We start from the raw sequence: 19,329 nt of genomic DNA, 5'->3' as shown, positions 1-19,329 counted from the left end.
AAAATTAAACAAATTTATAAAATATAAAAAGACCTTGTTGTTAACAAGGCCTTCTTAAAGAAAAAGAATTTAATTAAAAATTAATCTGGATTATTATCTTTTCTATCTATGACTTCATCATCTTGATCTCCTGTACTAGCAGTAATATTTTGGTTGTCACTTACCGAACTGTCAGGTAATTCTTCTGGCTCACACGAATAAGCTATCAGGATTAAAAACGTTATACTTAATAAGTTTTTGAAAGTTTTCATAGTTTGATGGTTTTATAATTAAACAATAGTATTGCGACCCTAAAGACCGCGGAATGGCTTAGTGTTTAATCACGCGTGATCGAAACCGGATAATCTGGCCGATTTCTTTAGAAGCTTCTTTCTTAAACCAAGTGAAAGCTACGCCAAAGAGCCGAGGAAAATGATTTTAGACCTCACCGTTTAGTAGAATAGTCGTTTCTATGAGGGATTGATAGGTATGTTTGAGCAATTGAAGATTTATAAAATCCCAGCGCATTCAATTGAAAGAAATAGCCTTTTGTTCCAACAATTCTTCAATAATTTGAAGGTTATGCCGATAGGATCTGGAAAAAGGTAGACTTATTTTATTATGATCTAAAAAACATTTCAACTTTCCGAAATTGATTCTGGAGATATGCTTTTTGTTGATGATGTAGCTATGATGAATTCTAATAAAACTGTTGGGTAAAATTTTTTCAAACGATTTTAAAGTTTTAAAAGCGCTGATTGTTTTTCCCTCTATCATTACAAAATCTGTAGCGTTATTATCGGCTTTTAAGAAAAGTATTTCTTCTACTTTTAAAAGCGTATAATCTTTATAGGATTTTAGGCATAAGGTATCGTTTAAAGCATATTGTTCACTCTTTAGCAACTGAAGGATAATTTTACGAATTTCAAGTTCTTTCCCTGGCTTAAGAATATAATCATAGAATTTACCTTTTAAAGCTTGATATGCCTTGGATACATCCTTTGATAAAGCGATATATTTAGGTCTGCTAAAAATATATTCATTGATTTCTTTGCAATAAGAAAACACGTCTCCAATCTCATTCTTAGGATAAGAATCTAAGTCAATAAATACAACTTCAGGGGCAAACTTCAATATAAAATTCATCCCCTTTTCGTAGTCATTAGTTATCCCTAAGCATATAAATTCAGGAAATTCTTTAAATCTCTCACAAAGGTTTTGTGATGTTATATCATCGCTATTTATTATATAATAGGAACCTCCCAACTTTTTTAGTTCAAAATTAGAAACACCTTGCTCGAAATGATTTGGATTTGCCACATATTTTACGTGGTATTCCCACGTAATTAAAAAACAAAAACGTGGAAAAACCACAGTAAGCCCGTGGCTATTAAGTTTTATATGGATAGGTGATGTAATAAATTGCTTACAAATATAAACTTCCCCTATTAGGGACATTAAAAGTGTTATCTAAAATGAATAAAAATTTCACCAATAAGTATAGCCATCAATTCATAATAATCTTGATATGTTGTCTTACTTCCTGCAAAGCCTTGGAATACGGACATAACTATCCTGCTACCAGTAAATTTAATGATATTGAAACCTTAACGTATAGCAAAGAGGATTTTATTACTACTTATGGTGAGCCTACCTGTAAGACCATAGAAACTTTAGATAATATTCCCAATGAAAAACTTTTCTATGTAGAAAAGCTCAAAAATGTCGTGGTCACTACTCAATTTATTTTTATTAATGATACAATTAAAAAAATGGAAATATTCAAAATTGAAGAAAATATTCAGCCCTATATGGATTCCCTAAGACGCGAAATCCGAATTAACAGACTCAAAGAATAAATAAAAACCAATATTATGAAAAACAAATTACAATTAGTTTTTTTATGCTTATTTTTAATAAGCATTTCGTGTACTACCGAAGACCCAATTGAAGACATTGAATCAAATGAAAAAATGTCTACTGAAATCAATACTCAACAAGAATTAAATTCTCAAATTCAAGTAGTTGATAGTATCATCCCGCTTAATGAAGAAGACTTCCCGAAAATTGCTGAAAATTCTCAGGCAATGGTTGCCAGTAGCACTTGGGATGAGTTATATCAATTAGATGGAGTGAAGTTTTTTCTTAGAACACAAGATAGTTATCTTGGAAAAAATTCGTTACAAACTCACGGTCCCGGTGCTGAAATAACTTTTGAACCTAACTCTGATTCATCTCCTGCACAGTTATTTTATCTTGAATTTCTGCCTGCATCTAGTGGGATCCAGTACCTATTGTATTCTTATCAAGAGAATAAACCAATTGGCATTGGTGCCTACGCAAGCGATCCTGACACTAAGGTACTCTATACTTCTTCTAGCGCTAATCCTAGCAGTTACTTTGGGTTTTCGTGGGATTTTATCAGTAGCAACGGAAAAGGTTACAAAATTGAAAATCGAGACATTATTTTCCAAGGATCTTCAGGAAGCTTTTGGGATATTTATTATGGGGTAATCACAAATAGTCAGGGAAATGTCACGCTTTCTAAAGATAATAATACGTTCTATCAAAAATTTAATATCATACCAGACGATGAATTCACTATACTTGATATGGATATGGATATTGACAATGCACAAATTGTTTCATCTGAACCAACTGTACTTTCTCAAAAATCAATTGAAAACCCAAGTGATAATACAGGCTCAAGAACCATTACTTTTACGGAAACGCAACAGGATCAATATAATTTTAAAGAATCTTCTAGTGTATCTTATCAATACACAGCAAATGTTAGTGCAGGGTTTAGCTTATTCAAAGTTATTGAAGCAAATACCTCATTCACGGTTACCACAGGTAATTCAACTACCTTGGAATATGGAAATAGTTCTACCAAAACAATCACTTTATCAGACAGCTATACGATCGCAGTTCCACCACACACTAGATCCCTATGTTCTTTTAGAGCAATGAAACACTCGGTGAGAGTTCCATATACAGCTACTTTAAAAGGCTTAGAACACCAAAGTTTGGTCACAATCACGGGATTCTTTGAGGCTGTTGATTATACAACTTCTACTTTAAGAGTTGACAATTACCCTCTAAACTCCATATCCCAACAAAGCCAATCATCCACTCCCACTAATACAATATATATAGAGGCTGATAATTAAAATTTATAAATAATTATTATAAAATTTTTAGGGTAGGGCTTATGCTCTACCCTTTTTATTTAACCATATTTAATCCAAAGTAAATGAATAATTTTTGCAAAAAGAAGCTTAATAATCTAGAAGAGCATCTTCACTTTCTGGAAATCGAAAACAATAATTGGCTGAATATTTCCCAAGAGGCATTAGAAGTGATCCTCGGGGTTTTAGAAAAAATTAAAAGGAAAGCCGTTCATCATCAATTTAAAAGTCAAAATGAAGAAATAGATTTCTTCAAAAAAACCAAGCCCAAATTTGTTTCCAAACTCATTTATTATAATGAGATTTATAAAATTGAAACCCGAAAACCATACGGAGGTGAACGTGTTCTTAGAAAATATTTGCAAAAGCAATTAAATAAACTAAAGCGCTTTTTCGACGATCAACTGGAATTTTATAAATATTATAGAACCGGAAGTACGTACTTAGACCACAAGTATTTTTTAAGAAAAAAACACGATATTAAACTTAATCTGAGTCCTCGATATTTTGAAACCGATCATCGATTTTCTACTTCCCACGATTATATTGTTGCAAAAATTCTCGCTAATGATCTAATCGAAGTTTTTCTGGAAGATCAATTAAATAGTATTGACCGTGATGAAATTAAAACAGTCAAAATACCGAAATCAAAATTGAATTGGACCGGAAGTAAAACTTCATTAATAGAGCTTGTTTACGCACTCTATGCTTCTGGATACATAAATAATCATAATGCAGATATTAAACTCATTGCTGCTACTTTCGAAAAAATGTTCAATATAGATTTGGGTGACTATTATCGTAATTTTTTAGCGATAAGAATCCGTAAAAAAGGAAGAACTCAGTTTTTAGAAGAACTTCAACAAGAGCTTATAAAATATATGGACGCTCAAGATGAATAGAGAAAAATCACCAAGTTGGTGATTTTGTAATCATAAGTATTTGAAAAAGTAAAACAGTCTAGAATTTATGTCGTGTCCACTAAATTCAATTATTTCCCTCCTTTTTTTATGCTATAAAAAAATTGACCAACTTGGTACAATCTTGTAAAATAATTCCTTTCCCCTACTTCAACTTTGCAAAAGGAATGTCAAACCTAAAACTCACGTTCTATCGCTAGTTATGTGAGTTAAATCAAAAGGGGCTATTATATTGATGTCAACCAACTTGATAGCCCCTTTTTAAAAACAGTAAGTTATGCCAACATCTATTATTACCACCGACGATCTTCGAGAATTCAAATTGGAATTGCTCGAAGACATTAAAGAATTACTAGAAAGCCAAAATGGTCAGCCTAACAAGAAATGGCTGAAATCCACTGATGTTCTCGAACTACTCAAAATCTCTCCGGGAACACTCCAAAACCTTCGTATTAATGGTACTATTCCATATACAAAAATGGGAGGAGTACTCTATTATGATTACGGAGACATAATGGAAGTACTGGAAAACAATCGCGTACATAATAAGTTCTGATGTCAGTAGAAATTAATTACATCAAGCATCTAAACGGAGTGTTTGAACATTTTTCTAAAGACAACCGATTGAACCCCACCCACATCAGCCTTTACGTTGCTTTATTTCAACTGTGGAACAGTAATTTTTTTCGACAGGAATTCTATATTAATCGGGAAGAAGTAATGGAGTATGCAAAGATTGGTTCTAAATCCACTTACCATAAATGCCTTAAAGAGTTGAGCTATTGGAGCTATATTGTGTATATCCCATCACATAACCCTTTTAAAGGAAGTAAAATCAAGATGTTCGATTTTGGGACAAGCTCTGGACAAGTAGTGAACCAAAGCTGTACCAATATCGGGACAAGTAATGGACAAGCAGTGGTACCTATAAATAAACATATACAAACTATAAAAAACGTTAAAAACAAGAACAAACAGCGAGATTTTAAAAATTTAAATTTTCAAGATTCAAATGGGAACAAACAAATCACAAGTGTCCCATATCAGGACAACCTTAAGACGAGTAAAGATAAAAATTATGATGATCCGCTATGAATTATAAAGCTCCGCATATCATTACCGAAGGTGGCGTCGCCTACCAACTTGGGAAACTTCGTAACCAGGAGATTCAGTATGATTTTAAAAAGATGCTGATCTATTTGGATGCTAAAGGGAAGTTACTGTGCGGAAAGAAATTTAAAATTCACCCAGAAGATCGAAGCATTTTATATAAGCTTTGCTCCTATTTTATCAAAGACCGTGATAGTTGCGAGAAATTTGGTTTAGATATTGAAAAAGGTCTCCTGATTTCGGGTCCGATAGGCTGCGGAAAAACAACCCTAATGAAGCTGCTTAAATATATGGTTCCACATCAACGCCCTTACGAAATGATCCCCAGCAGAAATGTAGTATTCGGTTTTAATCATTTAGGATATAAAACCATTGAGGATTATGGCAATTCCAGTTTTTTCTGTTTTGATGATCTGGGCGTGGAACCTCCTGGCCGCTTTTATGGAAAAGATTGCAATGTAATGGGCGAAGTCCTGATATCGCGCTACGAACTTTATTTAAATACCCAACGTAAAATAAAAACCCACGCCACCACCAATCTTAATGCACAGGAACTGGAAGAACGGTATGGTAATCGCGTTCGCAGCCGTATGCGGGAGCTTTTTAATTTAGTGGCTTTTGATAAAGGGGCTGTGGATAAGAGAAAGTAAAATAAATAATTAAACTTTGGCAAAAAATATGTACTTTGCCAAAGTTTAAAATTTAGGAGAATTGAATAACGAGTTTATAATTAAAATAAAATCATTTTTGGATAAAGACCAGGCTACATCCAAAAAAAAACTCTTGAATTATATTCAGAAAGAATTCCCTGAATTAAAAAAAAGTTCCATCAATGTATATTTATCACAGCTTAAAAAAGACGGTATTATAAAAAATCCTTCCAGAGGATCATACAAATTAAGGAGTAAGGAACAGTATTGTCCCAATATAGATCTGAAGCTGACGCGAATTTTTAATAAAGTAATGAAGAAGTTTCCTTATGCTGAAGTATGTATTTGGAATACCAAGTGGCTAAATGAATTTATGCGCCACCAACCTTTTAAGTTTTATATTGTTATAGAAGTTGAAAAAGATGTTGCAGAATCTATATTCCACACCTTAAATACAAATGGAAAAAAAGTATTCTTTGAACCAGATTCAGAGACTTTTGACAGATACATCTCCAACAATTCTGAGGTCTTGATAGTCAAAAATCTTATTTCAGAATCACCATTAAAAAAGGTCAACCAAATTGTGACACCCACTCTCGAAAAACTTCTAGTCGATATGACTATAGATACAAATTTATATGCAGCACAACAGAGTGAAATCCGTTTTATTTACGATAGTATCTTTAATAAATATGAGATTAACAAAAACAAAATGAAAAGGTACGCGTACCGCAGGAATAGAGAATTAGAAGTAGAGAAATTGATAAATATAACTTTGGCAAATTTATAAACATTTTGCCAATATTTAATTTATGATTAAATCATCAACATACCACCCCGATTGGATTTTTGAAGTCAAGAAAAAGCTTGGGAACCGATATGACCCAAAACTTATCGAGAAAGTTATCTACGCCTTGATTTTTCTTGAACAACTTAAAATAAATAAGCTTAATTTCATCTTTAAAGGGGGCACTGCCCTATTATTGGCAACAGAGAAACCCAAAAGGTTTTCTATTGACATTGATATTATAACCGAACAGAGACAAAGCGATATAGAAAAAATTCTTGAAATCATAAGCAAGGGCACTGTCTTTACACATTGGGAAGATGATAATGACAGAAAACACACACCTGATGCACCAATTGGTCATTTTAAGATTTATTATAAAAGCAATGTAGATGGAAATGTCGAGCCCATATTGTTAGATGTGTTATATACACCAAACCCATACCCTGAACTGACAGAGATTCCAATTGCCCACGACTGGATTCAAACTGAGAGTAAAACTACAATGGTAAATATGCCAACCTTTGATGCAATTCTAGGTGATAAGCTAACTGCCTTTGCTCCAAAAACTACAGGGATATTATATAGCAAATTACGACCTGTGGAAATAATCAAACAACTGTTTGATGTAGCTTTCTTAATGGATAATATTTCTGATTTGGATGTTGTCCGGGATAGCTATGCAAAAGTTGTTGCAGAAGAAATATCATTTAGAAAACTGGAAATAACCGTAGAAAAAGTTCTGGTCGATACCCAACAAGCTTGTTTTGTTCTTTCAACCAGAAATATTAAATCTGATGAGTTTAAACATCTACAAACTGGTATTAGTAATTTTACAAATTTTACCATAGCAAGATTCAATATTGAAGAAGCTATCATAGCTGCTGCAAAAGTCACCTACTTAGCTGAAGTACTTAAATATTCAAAGCCTGATACTATTGAAAAGTTTAGCAAAGCTAAAGAAGTAAAAGATTGGTATATAGAACCTATACCCTATAACAGACTAAACAAGTTAAAAAAGAGTAATCCCGAGGCGTTTTTCTATTGGTATAAAGCTGTTGAGGCATTCAGCAAAAAGCAGCCTATTTTTTCAAATCTCGATAAGAAAGCATTACAAGAAGCCATAAAATATTATCGAGCTCGGGAAGGTAGTTATTCTTCCAATGATCCATTATTGGAAATTAAAACTAAAATTGAAAATGAATCCTTATTTGTTAGTTATCTGTTAGATGAGATGTCACTCTTACTTAAGGTTATTAATGAAAATATAACTTTTCTTGATAATTATAAATATGAGGGGTTAGATAGGGAAACCGCTATTACCAATAAGCAAAATATTTTAGAGCCGCTTTTTCAGGTCAGAAAACTAATCAAAGAAAAACTAAGCGTTTAATTCCTCAGAAAATTTATTATGGAAGAAAAACAAAAAATACAAGAGCTGCTCAAAAAAGTTATAGCTGAAGAACCTAATAACTTGGATAAAATATTATCACTGACGCGGAAATTAGCTTTGGCAGATACTAATAAAGTTCGTTTTTCTGTAGATGCTGGGGTAATTGACCGATTAGGTCGGGAATTAGTCGCACGTCACGAAACAGCTGTTTCTGAATTGGTAAAGAATGCTTATGACGCTGATGCCGGCTATGCTAAACTATTTTTCAACAACGTAGATAATGTAGGTGGTCAATTAATTATAGAGGATGACGGAAATGGTATGACTCGCTCCCAATTGGTTAATGGCTTTATGCGCATATCATCCTCGGATAAGATTCATAATCCTCTATCTCCATTTTATGGAAGGAAAAGAGCAGGAAAAAAAGGAATCGGTCGGTTTGCTACGCAAAGATTAGGTAATATTTTGACCATAATTACACAAACTGCTAATGATGATGAAGCCTTAAAAATTACCATCAATTGGAATGACTATGAGATGGACAAAGATTTGTTTGCTGTTGCAAACAATATTGAGGTTATTCCAAAAGAGCGAGAAAAAGGAACCACTCTCATCATCAATAATCTAAGAGAGTGGTGGACTGATGCAATGATAAAAAGAGTTTATAGGTATGCTATTGATGTAATTCAGCCATTTCCTTTGTCAGAAAAAGAAATAGAAGAGAGTCAAGATAATGATGAGGAAGAATTAGTAGATATAGGATTTGATATAAAATGTTATAGAGACAATATAGCTGTAGCTGATGCCCAAACGATGTTCTTCGAACACGCTTTGGCAGAAATACAGGGAGAAGTAGACGAGTCTGGTAATGGGTACTGGGAAATCAAAAATAGCAAAGTAGATGCTATTACTGAAAACCCCCAAAAACTGGAAAATCAGTATGAAAGTCTAAAAGGAGTGAAATTTAGAGCCTACTACTTTATATATAATATCAATATGATACCAAAACAAGCAGAAAGCTACATTTCAAGTATCTCAAATGAAAGAGGAGGTATCAGACTTTACAGGAATGGATTTAGGGTACTACCTTTTGGAGAAAAAAATAACGATTGGTTAGGTCTTGATGCTTCTGTTAGAAAACGTCAAATTCTCCCTGTACATAGTAATACCAATTTTTTTGGGTTTGTAGAAATATCAGATGACAATGAAGAATTTCAAGAATTATCCAATAGAGAAGGTCTTTTCTATAATTCTGCATATCAGGATTTGGTGGATTACATATACAAGGCTCTTACATCCGCAGTAATAAGAGTAGCGGCAGCCAGAGGAATTAAAGTTAAAACGAATCAAGAAGGCTGGGAGGTTAAAAGTAGAAGAACGCCAAAAGAAACTATGGAAGATGCCGTAGACACTCTTGAGAAAATTGCAGAAGAATATGAAAGTAAAAGTGAAGCTGATGACGGAAATGCAGGAACTTCAGAAGAGGATAAATCCAAAAAACAATCTGAAAATCGAGAAAAAGCTAAGAAAGCACGCGAACAAGCTGAACGGCTAAAAGAAACCATTCAAGAGATTGAAGAGATGAATATGTTGCGTGTCTTGGCTGGACTTGGTATTGTTATTGGCGAATTTACTCACGAAATTTCACAATATCTGAGTCCTTTTGAAATAGACACCAATTATTTGGTTGACAATTTAAAAGAAAACACCAAAGAATACAATATAGCTCTTGACTTAAAAGAACGTTTCACTTCCTTTAGGGTTTATTCTTCTTATTTTGATGAAACTATCTCGGAAAATGTAAATAGAGAACTCAAACCAATAGACCTTCGGAGTGCTATTAATCCATTTTTTGAGACTATGGAGAAGGATTTAGAAAGAAATAATATAAAGCTGAAAATTGAGTATTCTGACATCGAACTATTCACCTGTAAAATGCATATGTCTGAATGGGCTTCTATACTATTCAACTTATATAGTAACTCTAAAAAAGCTTTAAAGAGGGAGAATCCAGAGAAAAAGCAACTACTCATTAAGGCAGGAAAAAATGATGAAAAAGTATTCGTTGAGTTTATAGATAATGGAGATGGTATTCCTATCGAAAACAGGGATAAAATCTTCAATGCATTTTTTACAACGTCGAGTCCAAAGTCCCACAAGCAAAATACGCTTGATGAATTGACTGGAACTGGCCTTGGTCTTAAAATTATAAGAGATATAGTAGAAAGCTATCAAGGAGAGGTACAAATAGACAATCCACCTGATAATTATTCAACTAGCATAAGAATAGAACTTCCTATAACTAAACCTGAAGAAACAGAAGATGAAAACTTTTAATGTACTATATATAGATGACGACAAAGACGAAGATTTAAAAATCACTCCTCTTGTACGTGAATTATCAGCTCAAGGTAAAATCAAAATTGAACTTGAGTATCCCAGGAAATTGGAACCATTCGTCGACCACCTTGCCGAAAAATATAAAAAAACTGATGGTGTCATTATTGATTTAAGGCTGAACGAGAACCATAAAGGTAAAGACGATTTTGCAACATATCCTGCTCAGATTTTGGCAACGGCCATAAGAACTTATCAAAATGGGGAAAACAAGAAATTTGAAGAGTTTCCCATTTTTCTAATATCATCTTTAGAAAAGAAAGCTGCCTATTTTGATACCGATGTTCAATCACACGATTTATTTGACTTGTTCATTTCCAAAAATGATATTCCACGAATCGGCAGTATTTATGAAGACCAGATTCACGCAATTATTTCTGCTTACGACGATATTAAGATGAAGAAAAAAATCTGGGAGCTTTTGGATATAGATGAAAAGAGCTATAAGAGTCTTAGTCTTTCTTTTGACCTTGATGATAAACTGGCATCTTCAACATCACAATTTTTATTGAATCAGGTCATTTTGAGAAACGGAATTTTGATAAACGAGGATGTTCTTGCTGCAAGATTAGGTGTAGATATCGATTCATCAAAAGATTGGGAAGCTTTGAAAAAAGAATTAAATGAGTCCATAAAATATACCGGTATTTATGGAAATGTATGGCATAGATGGTGGTCAAATAGGTTGATAGACTGGTGGGAAGATGAAATATCACCAGATATAAGTTTGATAAACAGTGATTCGCATCAAAGAATATCACTTTTAAAGCAAAAACTAGAGTTTAAAAATTTAGAGGAAGCCAAACCTATTGAATCCTATATGAGTACTTCATTCTGGACTGTTTGCAAAGCTTTAAATAAACCTCTTGACTCCTACGATGGATTGTTACTAAACACAGGAAACAAAAATTGGCAGGATAAGGAATATGTCTCGCCTACCGCAGTAATAGAAGGAGATTCCAAAAGAAAAGGCTACAAACTACATCCAGATGAAAAAGATCGATATGAGGAAATAAAAATAATCTATAAAAAACGTAAATATGGAGATAAGTGATAAGATACTTGCGAAAAGAAACGAATTAGCAAAGGACCTTATTCAGTTACAAGACATTATTACGGAATATTTTCCCTTGGCTGATATTGGCTCAATGCATTCTGCAATTACCACCTTAAAAAATGGCAAACCTATTCTATGCCCTTACTCTGAATTAAAGTCTGAGTATTGGGGGTATAAAGTTTCTAAATTAATATTTAAGCTGGATGCCAATAGTAAGCCGAAAAAAATCAAACCTAATGATGTTGGTGATTTAAAGCTAGTGATAAACATACACGTTGTGGGGAATTGTGAAAAATTTGGCAGTTTTGATGATCCTCTGCTCTGGCTAGCATTAGATTTCAGAATTGAAGGAGAAGTTATAAAAGAAGATAGTATTGCCAAAGTGCTAACCTGTTACCATTTAGATCGTCATATAAAAAATGAAAATGATGGAGAAAACGAACCCCATCCATTTTATCACTTACAATTTGGTGGAAGACATCTTGTTAATATGGATGGCAACTTGGATACTGGTGACCTCATTGTAATGGATACACCTAGGGTTTCGCATCATCCTATGGATTTGGTGTTATCCATCGATTATCTTATATCCTACTTTTTCCCAAAAAAAAGGAAAACTATGATAAATAGAAGTAGAGAGTATCTACTTCTTATAAAAAAATATCAAAATGCTATGCTAAAGCCTTATTATCATAGACTATCAAGTCACTGGAAATCTGAGCCTGAAAGCGTGACACCATCAGAAACAACTTGGAGCCCCATTTCTATTTATCCGCAAATCGCATAATATTCAATGAGTATAGATAAAACCATACTTTCATTCCTAAAAAAATATTCTTATGATGTCAAGGTAATAGACCGCCTTATCACATCGGCATTTATCAAAAAGAATTTTTTAGCTAAAATTGAAAATGTACTAATCTCTGAATTATTAATAAAAGAAACTGACGGAACTGAACATAAAGCATTGGAAGACTTTTGTAATCTTTTTGAAGAGACAAAACAAACTTTTGACTTTGAATGTTTGATAGAGTTATTTGAATTTGTTATATCCCCCAATGATAAAGTAGTCAATGGAGCCGTATACACACCAAAATATATTAGAGAATACATTGTCTCTAACGCTGTTGGTATGAGCACTCAAATTCAAGACCGAACCGCCTGTGATGTGGCTTGTGGTTGTGGTGGTTTTTTATATGAATATACGTTACTGCTTCACCAACTTACTAATAAACCAATAACTGATATTATTGAGAATAACCTGTATGGTATTGATATTACAGAATACAGTATTAACAGAACAAAGATATTACTAACCCTGCTTGCAATTTCAAATGGCGAAGACAAGGCAGAAATTCGGTATAATTTTTTTAAAGGTGATTCTTTACAATTTGATTGGTTTTCAAATTCATCTAAAATAAAGGACAATTTAGGCTTCGATTACATATTTAGTAATCCACCATATGTAGGTTCTTCCAACCTAGATAATGAAACAAAAAAACTAATGGCCAATTGGACGGTCTCCTCCACTGGAAAATTAGACCTATATATTCCATTTTTTGAGTTAGGGCTAAAATGGTTACGTGAGGACGGAGTTCTAGGCTACATAACTGTGAGTAATTTTTATAGAAGTTTAAATGGCAGAGCCTTACGCAAATATTTTTCTGATAACACTTTTCTTTTTAAGCTTATCGATTTTGGTGGCTCACAAGTATTTAATTCGAGATTAACATACACGTGTATTTGCCTGATAGAAAAAACTAAAGGTAATATACGATATACCAGTTCAGCTCCATCAAAAATCAACAAATTGAATGAATCAGATTTTATTCCACTTGAATACGAAAAATTAAATGATTTTGATGGGTGGCATTTAGACGATGTAAAAACACAACTCAATATTTCACGAATGGAAAACATAGGTGAAAAATTGGGCGATTTGTTTAATATTAGAAACGGTTTTGCTACATTACGTAATAAAATTTATTTGTTTACACCAGATAAAGAAGATGACCGTTATTATTACTTTGAAAGAAATGGAAATCTTTTTAAAATTGAAAAAGATGTTTGTAAGGATGCTATAAAGCCAAATATTCTAAAGACCGAAAGCGATATCAACAAATTTCGAGAAAAACTTATTTTCCCCTACAGATATTCAAATCAGGATAATGCCACTTTATTTGAACAAAAAACAAATAAATTTATTGAAGTTATTCAAGAAAATTTATTTAAAGAGCAATATCCATTTACTTACCTTTATTTAAAGGAAGAAAAAAACGAACTAGCAAAGAGGGATAGAGGTAACCGAGAATATGAAACTTGGTTCGCCTTTGGAAGAAGCCAAGCTCTATTCATTCCAGGAAAAAAATTGTTATTCCCATATATTTCTGATAAGCCATATTTTGTTTTTACTGATGAGGAAGATTTGCTCTTTTATAATGGGTATGCTTTAGTTTCCGAATCAGAGTCAGATCTACTATTCATTCAAAAAATATTGAAGTCAAGATTATTCTGGTATTACATAAAACATACTAGCAAACCTTATGCAAATAACTATTTTGCATTGGCAAAGAACTACGTCAAAAATTTTAGTATACCAAATTTTACCTTAGCGGAGAAGAGAAAAGTTATATCTTATAAGAATTTAAAATCACTTGAAAGCTTCTTGCTTAAAAAGTATAATATTACTGATATTGAGCTTGAAGACTATTAGCTCTTCTTTTTCCTAAAAAAGAATTTCAGCAGAATCATTATAATCTATTAGTCAACTAGATCTTTCGTAATTGGCTAAATCCCTACTCTCTTTTTTAACTGGTTCTGCAATTGACAGGCAAACCAAGTAAATTTTTTTTATACTTTGATATAGTGATGCCCAAATATATTTAAACTCCTCTTGTATTCGATTATTGTAATCATTGTAGGGTAACGAAATAAACAAATCGGCATCTAAATACTTTGCTAGCTTTGCTCAATCGGATAAAGAAATAAGCGGGGCTCTATAACTGTTAATTAAGTATCCTATGAAATTTTCTGACTTTTCATTAAGCCTTAAAATTCCAAGGCAATATCCAATATCACATACTTTTCCTGAATGCGTTTTATTCAGATAGTACCGGAATCTTTTCCGCAGTGACCAAAATCAATCACGACTCCTTTTTGAACTTCAATTTCCTGTCCAAAAAAGACAGGCTTTTCGCTTCCTAAACGACAAATCTGACGTTCTTAGATACTCCTTTCACTTACGCTTTTCAAGTTATTAACAGCGTCCCTTCCAAATTTCATAAAATTTGATGGCAAATAACACCATTGAAAATCAATACCACATAAATAATATTTTATTCACAATAAATTGATTTTCAATTATTTAAAGCCTTAAATTATTACTTTTCTCATAACGAAAACGAATCTAAAATTTAAAACGTTACGTTATGAAAAAATCTATTTACCTGGCGAGTTTGCTTTCGCTCCTATCTACTTCCCTATTTGCGCAAATTGGCGGTATTGAAGATTCCGTTAATGATATTTCCAACACCATCCGGTCCATATTCCCCATTATCCTGGGGGTCATCTTTTTGGTGGGTTTTCTATTCAATGCCGGACATTTCTTCGGGGAAAATGCCGATCTGAAAAAAGGGATTACCCGTGTGCTGGTCTTTGTACTCATCGCCGGTGCCGTAGTGGGCATTTTTACTTACCTCATCGGAATAGTAGTGTAATGAAAGTATTCATACCTTATAAGAACATTCGAAAACGGGCAATGATTTTAGGGCTTCCCCTCTCCTTTTTTGCCCTGCAAATGATCTCGGTAATCGCCTCCCTACTCCTCATCATTTTTTCTTTTAGCCTTTGGATGATCACAATGATACTATTATGGAATATAGCCTTGTATGTTTTGCTGAACAAATTTGTTCAGCATCCGGGACTTTTTCACTTCGAGCACGTATTTCCAAAAAATATCAGCAACAAGAAATTAAGCCTGTTCTATGATGAAAAAAATTAACCTTTCGGCTTACCATCCCATCCTGGATATTCAGGATAATGTGGTTTTTGCATCCAATGGCAATGTGGTACTGGGATATCGGGTATCGCTGCCTGAAATCTATTCCCTCTCGGAAAAGGATTTTGAAGACCTGCACGCTAGTTGGTTTCAGGCCTTCAAATCACTGCCGGCTGGAACCGTTATCCAGAAACAGGATAGTTACCGGAAATCAACTTATACTGCCGAAGAACTTCCAAAAGATACCTTCCTGCAAAAAGCAACCCATCATTATTTTAAAAATCGGGAGTACTTACAGCACCAAAGCTATTTGTTTTTTGTGCTTCCCTTGGACAAGCATCTTAAAGCTTCCAAATATGTCAACCCTTTTCGGAAGACCGAAAAAGGCATTCATAAAAAGTTGGATCATCAGGTCAGGGAATTTATTGGGGCGGTGAACGATGCTGTATCCTTTATCAATAACAGTAGAAAAATAAATACTTTCCCCTTAGGTCAGGAGGCTATTTTGGAATACACCCACTCTTATTTCAATGGGTTCCACCAGGACGTAGATACGGATATCAGGCTGGATCAAAAAGGAATTGCCATTGGTGATCACCATTTTGATGTACTCGCAATCAATAGTGAACAGTGCTTTGGGGAAAGCCTACAAAGCAGCAAAGTCAATGAAAAATTCACTTCTGATCAATTCACTTTTCACCAGGGCTTTATCGACGGGTTGGGATTGGATCTGGAGGAAGACCATATCATTAACCACATCCTTTATCTGGATGATAAGCACAAATGGCGAAAAGTATTGGAAAAGAAAATCGAGGAGCTTTCCAAGAGCTCCAACTTCGGAACCCAGAACAAAGTCGTATTAAAGAAAATCCGTGAGATCGTTAATCGCATCAATGAAGATGATAGCTCTCGGATTATTCGTGGCCATCTCAACATCATTTTTTGGTCTCAGCAGGCGGAACAACTTGGTCGCATAGCTTCTAAAATCAAAACCGAATTCAAGGAGCTGGATATGCTGCCATACTATCCCAAAGGAGAAGAGCGTAAGCATTATTTTTTGAATTCTTATCCTTGTTTTGCCTCCAATTTCTCTAATGAGGATCTTTATGTAACCGATCTTAAGCACGCCCTATGCCTAAATATCAATAACACCAATTATCGCTCAGATCATACCGGGATTATTTTTAATGACCGCCAACATAATATACCGGTTTTAAAGGATGTATGGGATGAAAAAAAGAAACGTATTAAGGCACGCAACTTTGCCATCTTCGCCCCCACGGGCGAAGGGAAATCCTTTTTGGCCAATAACATCCTTCGTCAATATTTTGAGAGCGGTGTACGACTAGTCATCATCGACCTGGGCGGTTCCTATTCCAAATTCGCCAAACTCTATCCTGACGATCATATCATTTTACGCTATGAGCAGGGAAAAAACTTAGGAATTAATCCATTTTATATTTCTAATGACGCCGATATAACTCCCGAACGTCTGGAAGATCTTTCGGTATTCCTTCTGGAACTATTGGCCGAAGGTCAAAAAGTATCCAAAGGCAAGGAAGTAGCAATGAAAAAGGTACTCCTACAGTATTATCAGCAAATCCGTAAAAACCATTCATTAGCTTCTTTATACCACTTTGTAGATGACAATAAAGACACGCTCATTGAGGGATTGGGAATCCGGGAGGCGCATTTCAGTACCTATGATTTTCTGCATATCCTTTCGGAATATGTGGAAGGAGGCCTTTATAGCTTTTTATTTAACGTGGGGGCCGATCAAACCTATAAGATTGAAGACAAACGGATGATCGTTTTTGAACTGGATGAAGTCCGCGATAATAAGGAAATCCTCTCAGTAATGCTCAAACTGATTAAATCGGCCATCCAGCGAACCATCTGGCAAAACAGGTCGGAAAAAGGCATTATTCTTTTTGATGAATTTGCCAAGCAACTGAAATTTGCCAATGTATTGGAAAGTGTGGAATTCTATTACCAGGCCATCCGAAAACAAAACGGGGCTATTGGGATTATCCTGCAATCCATCAACCAGTTGCCCAACAATTCAACTTCGGCCAGTATTCTGGAAAACACCCAGGTGATCTACAGCCTTCGTAATGAAAAAGGTTATGGCGAATTGCAGAAACGCCTCAACCTCTCTGCACACGATCTGAACCAGTTATATTCCATTCGGAATAACCTTACCGGTAATCGGAAATACACCGAAATGTTTATCAAAATAGGGAAAGAAAGCAACGTGTTCCGTTTGGAAGTCCCCCCAGAGGTCTATGCAGCCTATCTGACCGATGGTAGTGAGAACGAGACCATAATGGCTATTTATAATCAAACCAATGATATGGAGAAAGCCATTGAATTCTTCCTAAAAGAAAAAGTATAACCCTAAATCAACATTCTATGAAATATCCTCTAAATCGAAACATCAAAAGATTCTTGGTAACCTTATCCATTACCCTCTTTTCAACAGGCCACATTGTGGCCCAGGGGATGCCGGTGTATGATAATACGAATTTTATCAGCCTGGCCAAACAGCTGATCGAATCGGCCAAGCAAACTTCCAATTTACTCAAGACCGTCGAGTTTCTAAAGCAACAAAAAGAGCGGATCGAACAGGTAAGCAATGTGATTCAACAATTGGATGCCGTGGGAAAACTGATTCAGAATAACCAGTACCTCTTTAATATGGTGCAGGGTGATCTGCAAGAAATCCTCAACTCCCCGTATATAAAACCCGATGAAATCAACCGGGTGACAGCATCCTTTGAAGAAATTATTGACCGTTCGATGGAGAGCGTGGATTATGTCAATAAAATCCTGACCAGTGATTATCTAAAAATGAGCGATGCGGAAAGAGCTACCGTATTAAAAGATTACGAAACTAAATCCAATGAGATGGTCGCCGAGGTGCAGAACAAAACACGCCGGTATAAGGAAATCATTTCCTTTCGGAAAATGCAGGATCATATCAATAATCGCGAAACGGAATTCTGATGGGAATGGGACTCGAATACGTAGACACGGTCTTTCAAACGATCAAAGACAGTGATTTTTCTCAGTATACCATTACCGGGATGAAGACACTGGCTGTATTGTTTTTCCTGATCAATATCCTTAAAAAATATAATGAAGGTGTGGCTGCAACCGATGGACATACCTGGGGACTAAACCCGACCGAACTTTTTAAAAACTTTGCCATTGTCCTGCTTGTTATTTTCTCTACACAGGTATTGGACGTATTTGATAATATACTGGTGGCTATAGAAGCCCAATACAGGGACACGGCCCCGGCACTCCTCCCCTTGCAGCTCAGTGATGTTGATATTGAACGGGATGTGGGTGCCCTGGAGGCCGCCAAAAAAGCAATGGCAATGCTATACGAAGCCTTGGTAACTCCGTTATACGGACTTAAAATTTTGGCCTTTATTATTGGGGTGATCCTATGGCTTTTAGATCTATTTATCTATCCGCTCTTTTTGGCGGAGCGCTATTTTTTATTGGGAATAATGCAGACATTTTTTCCGCTGGTCATTAGCCTGGCGGTATTTGAAAAATTCCGCTCCCTGGCCTATACCTTTTTTAAGCTTTATGCCGGGGTATATATGCTTGTGCCGGCCTTCTTTCTGGTCAATATTTTTATCAATAACCTCTATACCGAAATCAACAGCCATTTTTGGAGCGACCTATTCGGAACGGACTGGGGAAGCGAATTTTTTGCACCGGTAATCGAATGTGCCTCCATCGGTTTTATCGTCCTGCTGAAATTTAAGCTTTACCGCAAGGCCAGCACCTTTACCCTAAGACTCTTTACCGGAGGTTAATTTTTTTTAAGAACA

General features: G+C 34.8%; 19 protein-coding genes. 17 read left to right on the top strand and 2 right to left on the bottom strand.

Translation table 11 applies throughout. The features are described 5' to 3' along the window. Positions 1-80 precede the first annotated feature (80 nt). Together FVB9532_RS19490 and FVB9532_RS10765 are read right to left on the bottom strand one after the other, a co-directional pair. The gene (locus FVB9532_RS19490; RefSeq protein ID WP_194716532.1) at positions 81-251 is read right to left on the bottom strand and encodes a hypothetical protein; all 171 of its coding nucleotides are present in this window, start codon (positions 249-251) and stop codon (positions 81-83) included. Positions 252-507: 256 nt separating this feature from the next. Then, a complete protein-coding gene (locus FVB9532_RS10765; protein ID WP_228482297.1) occupies positions 508-1,437 on the bottom strand; it encodes a LytR/AlgR family response regulator transcription factor in 930 nt (309 codons plus the stop codon). Positions 1,438-1,454: 17 nt separating this feature from the next. Between FVB9532_RS10765 and FVB9532_RS10760 the strand changes: the two genes are divergently transcribed. The 17 genes from FVB9532_RS10760 to FVB9532_RS10680 all read left to right on the top strand — a co-directional run bounded on the left by FVB9532_RS10760 (position 1,455) and on the right by FVB9532_RS10680 (position 19,314). Further along, the gene (locus tag FVB9532_RS10760) at positions 1,455-1,838 is read left to right on the top strand and encodes a hypothetical protein (protein WP_150545184.1); all 384 of its coding nucleotides are present in this window, start codon (positions 1,455-1,457) and stop codon (positions 1,836-1,838) included. 15 nt (positions 1,839-1,853) lie between these two features. After that, the gene (locus tag FVB9532_RS10755; RefSeq protein ID WP_150545183.1) at positions 1,854-3,152 is read left to right on the top strand and encodes a BSAP5b family pore-forming toxin; all 1,299 of its coding nucleotides are present in this window, start codon (positions 1,854-1,856) and stop codon (positions 3,150-3,152) included. An 83-nt stretch (positions 3,153-3,235) separates the two neighbouring features. Then, positions 3,236-4,072, top strand: coding sequence for an RteC domain-containing protein (locus FVB9532_RS10750; RefSeq protein WP_150545182.1), 837 nt, complete (start codon positions 3,236-3,238; stop codon positions 4,070-4,072). 295 nt (positions 4,073-4,367) lie between these two features. Next, on the top strand, positions 4,368-4,646 hold the full coding sequence (locus FVB9532_RS10745; protein WP_150545181.1) for a helix-turn-helix domain-containing protein: 279 nt from the start codon (positions 4,368-4,370) through the stop codon (positions 4,644-4,646). Continuing rightward, entirely contained in the window at positions 4,646-5,185 is a 540-nt protein-coding gene (locus FVB9532_RS10740) for a hypothetical protein (protein WP_150545180.1), read from the top strand. The genes FVB9532_RS10745 and FVB9532_RS10740 overlap by 1 nt, the downstream gene beginning before the upstream one ends. After that, positions 5,182-5,850, top strand: a complete 669-nt coding sequence (locus FVB9532_RS10735; protein ID WP_150545179.1) for an ATPase — start codon at positions 5,182-5,184, stop codon at positions 5,848-5,850. Before FVB9532_RS10740 ends, FVB9532_RS10735 begins: the two co-directional genes overlap by 4 nt. 133 nt (positions 5,851-5,983) lie before the next feature. Then, positions 5,984-6,640: a DUF6577 family protein gene (locus tag FVB9532_RS10730; protein WP_150545178.1), complete on the top strand. Its 657-nt coding sequence runs from the start codon at positions 5,984-5,986 to the stop codon at positions 6,638-6,640. A gap of 22 nt (positions 6,641-6,662) precedes the next feature. Further along, positions 6,663-8,030 (top strand): nucleotidyl transferase AbiEii/AbiGii toxin family protein, encoded by a 1,368-nt coding sequence (locus FVB9532_RS10725; protein ID WP_150545177.1) that lies wholly within the window; start codon positions 6,663-6,665, stop codon positions 8,028-8,030. Positions 8,031-8,048: 18 nt separating this feature from the next. Beyond that, positions 8,049-10,367, top strand: coding sequence for a sensor histidine kinase (locus FVB9532_RS10720; RefSeq protein WP_150545176.1), 2,319 nt, complete (start codon positions 8,049-8,051; stop codon positions 10,365-10,367). Continuing rightward, the gene (locus FVB9532_RS10715) at positions 10,354-11,481 is read left to right on the top strand and encodes a hypothetical protein (protein ID WP_150545175.1); all 1,128 of its coding nucleotides are present in this window, start codon (positions 10,354-10,356) and stop codon (positions 11,479-11,481) included. Before FVB9532_RS10720 ends, FVB9532_RS10715 begins: the two co-directional genes overlap by 14 nt. Then, positions 11,468-12,271 (top strand): hypothetical protein, encoded by an 804-nt coding sequence (locus FVB9532_RS10710; RefSeq protein WP_150545174.1) that lies wholly within the window; start codon positions 11,468-11,470, stop codon positions 12,269-12,271. Before FVB9532_RS10715 ends, FVB9532_RS10710 begins: the two co-directional genes overlap by 14 nt. A gap of 6 nt (positions 12,272-12,277) precedes the next feature. After that, positions 12,278-14,197 carry an Eco57I restriction-modification methylase domain-containing protein gene (locus tag FVB9532_RS10705; RefSeq protein WP_150545173.1) on the top strand — a complete coding sequence of 640 codons (1,920 nt, stop codon included), beginning with the start codon at positions 12,278-12,280 and terminating at the stop codon, positions 14,195-14,197. A 715-nt stretch (positions 14,198-14,912) separates the two neighbouring features. Further along, positions 14,913-15,200: a hypothetical protein gene (locus FVB9532_RS10700; RefSeq protein ID WP_041578720.1), complete on the top strand. Its 288-nt coding sequence runs from the start codon at positions 14,913-14,915 to the stop codon at positions 15,198-15,200. Further along, on the top strand, positions 15,200-15,484 hold the full coding sequence (locus FVB9532_RS10695) for a hypothetical protein (RefSeq protein WP_194716531.1): 285 nt from the start codon (positions 15,200-15,202) through the stop codon (positions 15,482-15,484). Before FVB9532_RS10700 ends, FVB9532_RS10695 begins: the two co-directional genes overlap by 1 nt. Next, on the top strand, positions 15,471-17,876 hold the full coding sequence (locus tag FVB9532_RS10690; protein ID WP_150545320.1) for a TraG family conjugative transposon ATPase: 2,406 nt from the start codon (positions 15,471-15,473) through the stop codon (positions 17,874-17,876). Before FVB9532_RS10695 ends, FVB9532_RS10690 begins: the two co-directional genes overlap by 14 nt. A gap of 17 nt (positions 17,877-17,893) precedes the next feature. Beyond that, positions 17,894-18,487: a TrbJ/VirB5 family protein gene (locus tag FVB9532_RS10685; RefSeq protein WP_394349654.1), complete on the top strand. Its 594-nt coding sequence runs from the start codon at positions 17,894-17,896 to the stop codon at positions 18,485-18,487. Next, complete coding sequence (locus FVB9532_RS10680; protein ID WP_150545172.1) at positions 18,487-19,314, top strand: hypothetical protein; 828 nt, start codon at positions 18,487-18,489, stop codon at positions 19,312-19,314. The genes FVB9532_RS10685 and FVB9532_RS10680 overlap by 1 nt, the downstream gene beginning before the upstream one ends. Positions 19,315-19,329 lie beyond the last annotated feature (15 nt).

The sequence above is a fragment of the Mesonia oceanica genome, assembly GCF_902499555.1.
Taxonomy (GTDB): domain Bacteria; phylum Bacteroidota; class Bacteroidia; order Flavobacteriales; family Flavobacteriaceae; genus Mesonia; species Mesonia oceanica.
This window is presented reverse-complemented; position numbering and strand designations above follow the sequence as displayed.

Bases quoted from the DNA above. Each gene is read 5' to 3' on its own strand.
- FVB9532_RS19490 (WP_194716532.1), bottom strand. From the start codon at position 251: ATGAAAACTTTCAAAAACTTATTAAGTATAACGTTTTTAATCCTGATA.
- FVB9532_RS10765 (WP_228482297.1), bottom strand. From the start codon at position 1,437: ATGTCCCTAATAGGGGAAGTTTATATTTGTAAGCAATTTATTACATCA.
- FVB9532_RS10760 (WP_150545184.1), top strand. From the start codon at position 1,455: ATGAATAAAAATTTCACCAATAAGTATAGCCATCAATTCATAATAATC.
- FVB9532_RS10755 (WP_150545183.1), top strand. From the start codon at position 1,854: ATGAAAAACAAATTACAATTAGTTTTTTTATGCTTATTTTTAATAAGC.
- FVB9532_RS10750 (WP_150545182.1), top strand. From the start codon at position 3,236: ATGAATAATTTTTGCAAAAAGAAGCTTAATAATCTAGAAGAGCATCTT.
- FVB9532_RS10745 (WP_150545181.1), top strand. From the start codon at position 4,368: ATGCCAACATCTATTATTACCACCGACGATCTTCGAGAATTCAAATTG.
- FVB9532_RS10740 (WP_150545180.1), top strand. From the start codon at position 4,646: ATGTCAGTAGAAATTAATTACATCAAGCATCTAAACGGAGTGTTTGAA.
- FVB9532_RS10735 (WP_150545179.1), top strand. From the start codon at position 5,182: ATGAATTATAAAGCTCCGCATATCATTACCGAAGGTGGCGTCGCCTAC.
- FVB9532_RS10725 (WP_150545177.1), top strand. From the start codon at position 6,663: ATGATTAAATCATCAACATACCACCCCGATTGGATTTTTGAAGTCAAG.
- FVB9532_RS10720 (WP_150545176.1), top strand. From the start codon at position 8,049: ATGGAAGAAAAACAAAAAATACAAGAGCTGCTCAAAAAAGTTATAGCT.
- FVB9532_RS10715 (WP_150545175.1), top strand. From the start codon at position 10,354: ATGAAAACTTTTAATGTACTATATATAGATGACGACAAAGACGAAGAT.
- FVB9532_RS10710 (WP_150545174.1), top strand. From the start codon at position 11,468: ATGGAGATAAGTGATAAGATACTTGCGAAAAGAAACGAATTAGCAAAG.
- FVB9532_RS10705 (WP_150545173.1), top strand. From the start codon at position 12,278: ATGAGTATAGATAAAACCATACTTTCATTCCTAAAAAAATATTCTTAT.
- FVB9532_RS10700 (WP_041578720.1), top strand. From the start codon at position 14,913: ATGAAAAAATCTATTTACCTGGCGAGTTTGCTTTCGCTCCTATCTACT.
- FVB9532_RS10695 (WP_194716531.1), top strand. From the start codon at position 15,200: ATGAAAGTATTCATACCTTATAAGAACATTCGAAAACGGGCAATGATT.
- FVB9532_RS10690 (WP_150545320.1), top strand. From the start codon at position 15,471: ATGAAAAAAATTAACCTTTCGGCTTACCATCCCATCCTGGATATTCAG.
- FVB9532_RS10685 (WP_394349654.1), top strand. From the start codon at position 17,894: ATGAAATATCCTCTAAATCGAAACATCAAAAGATTCTTGGTAACCTTA.
- FVB9532_RS10680 (WP_150545172.1), top strand. From the start codon at position 18,487: ATGGGAATGGGACTCGAATACGTAGACACGGTCTTTCAAACGATCAAA.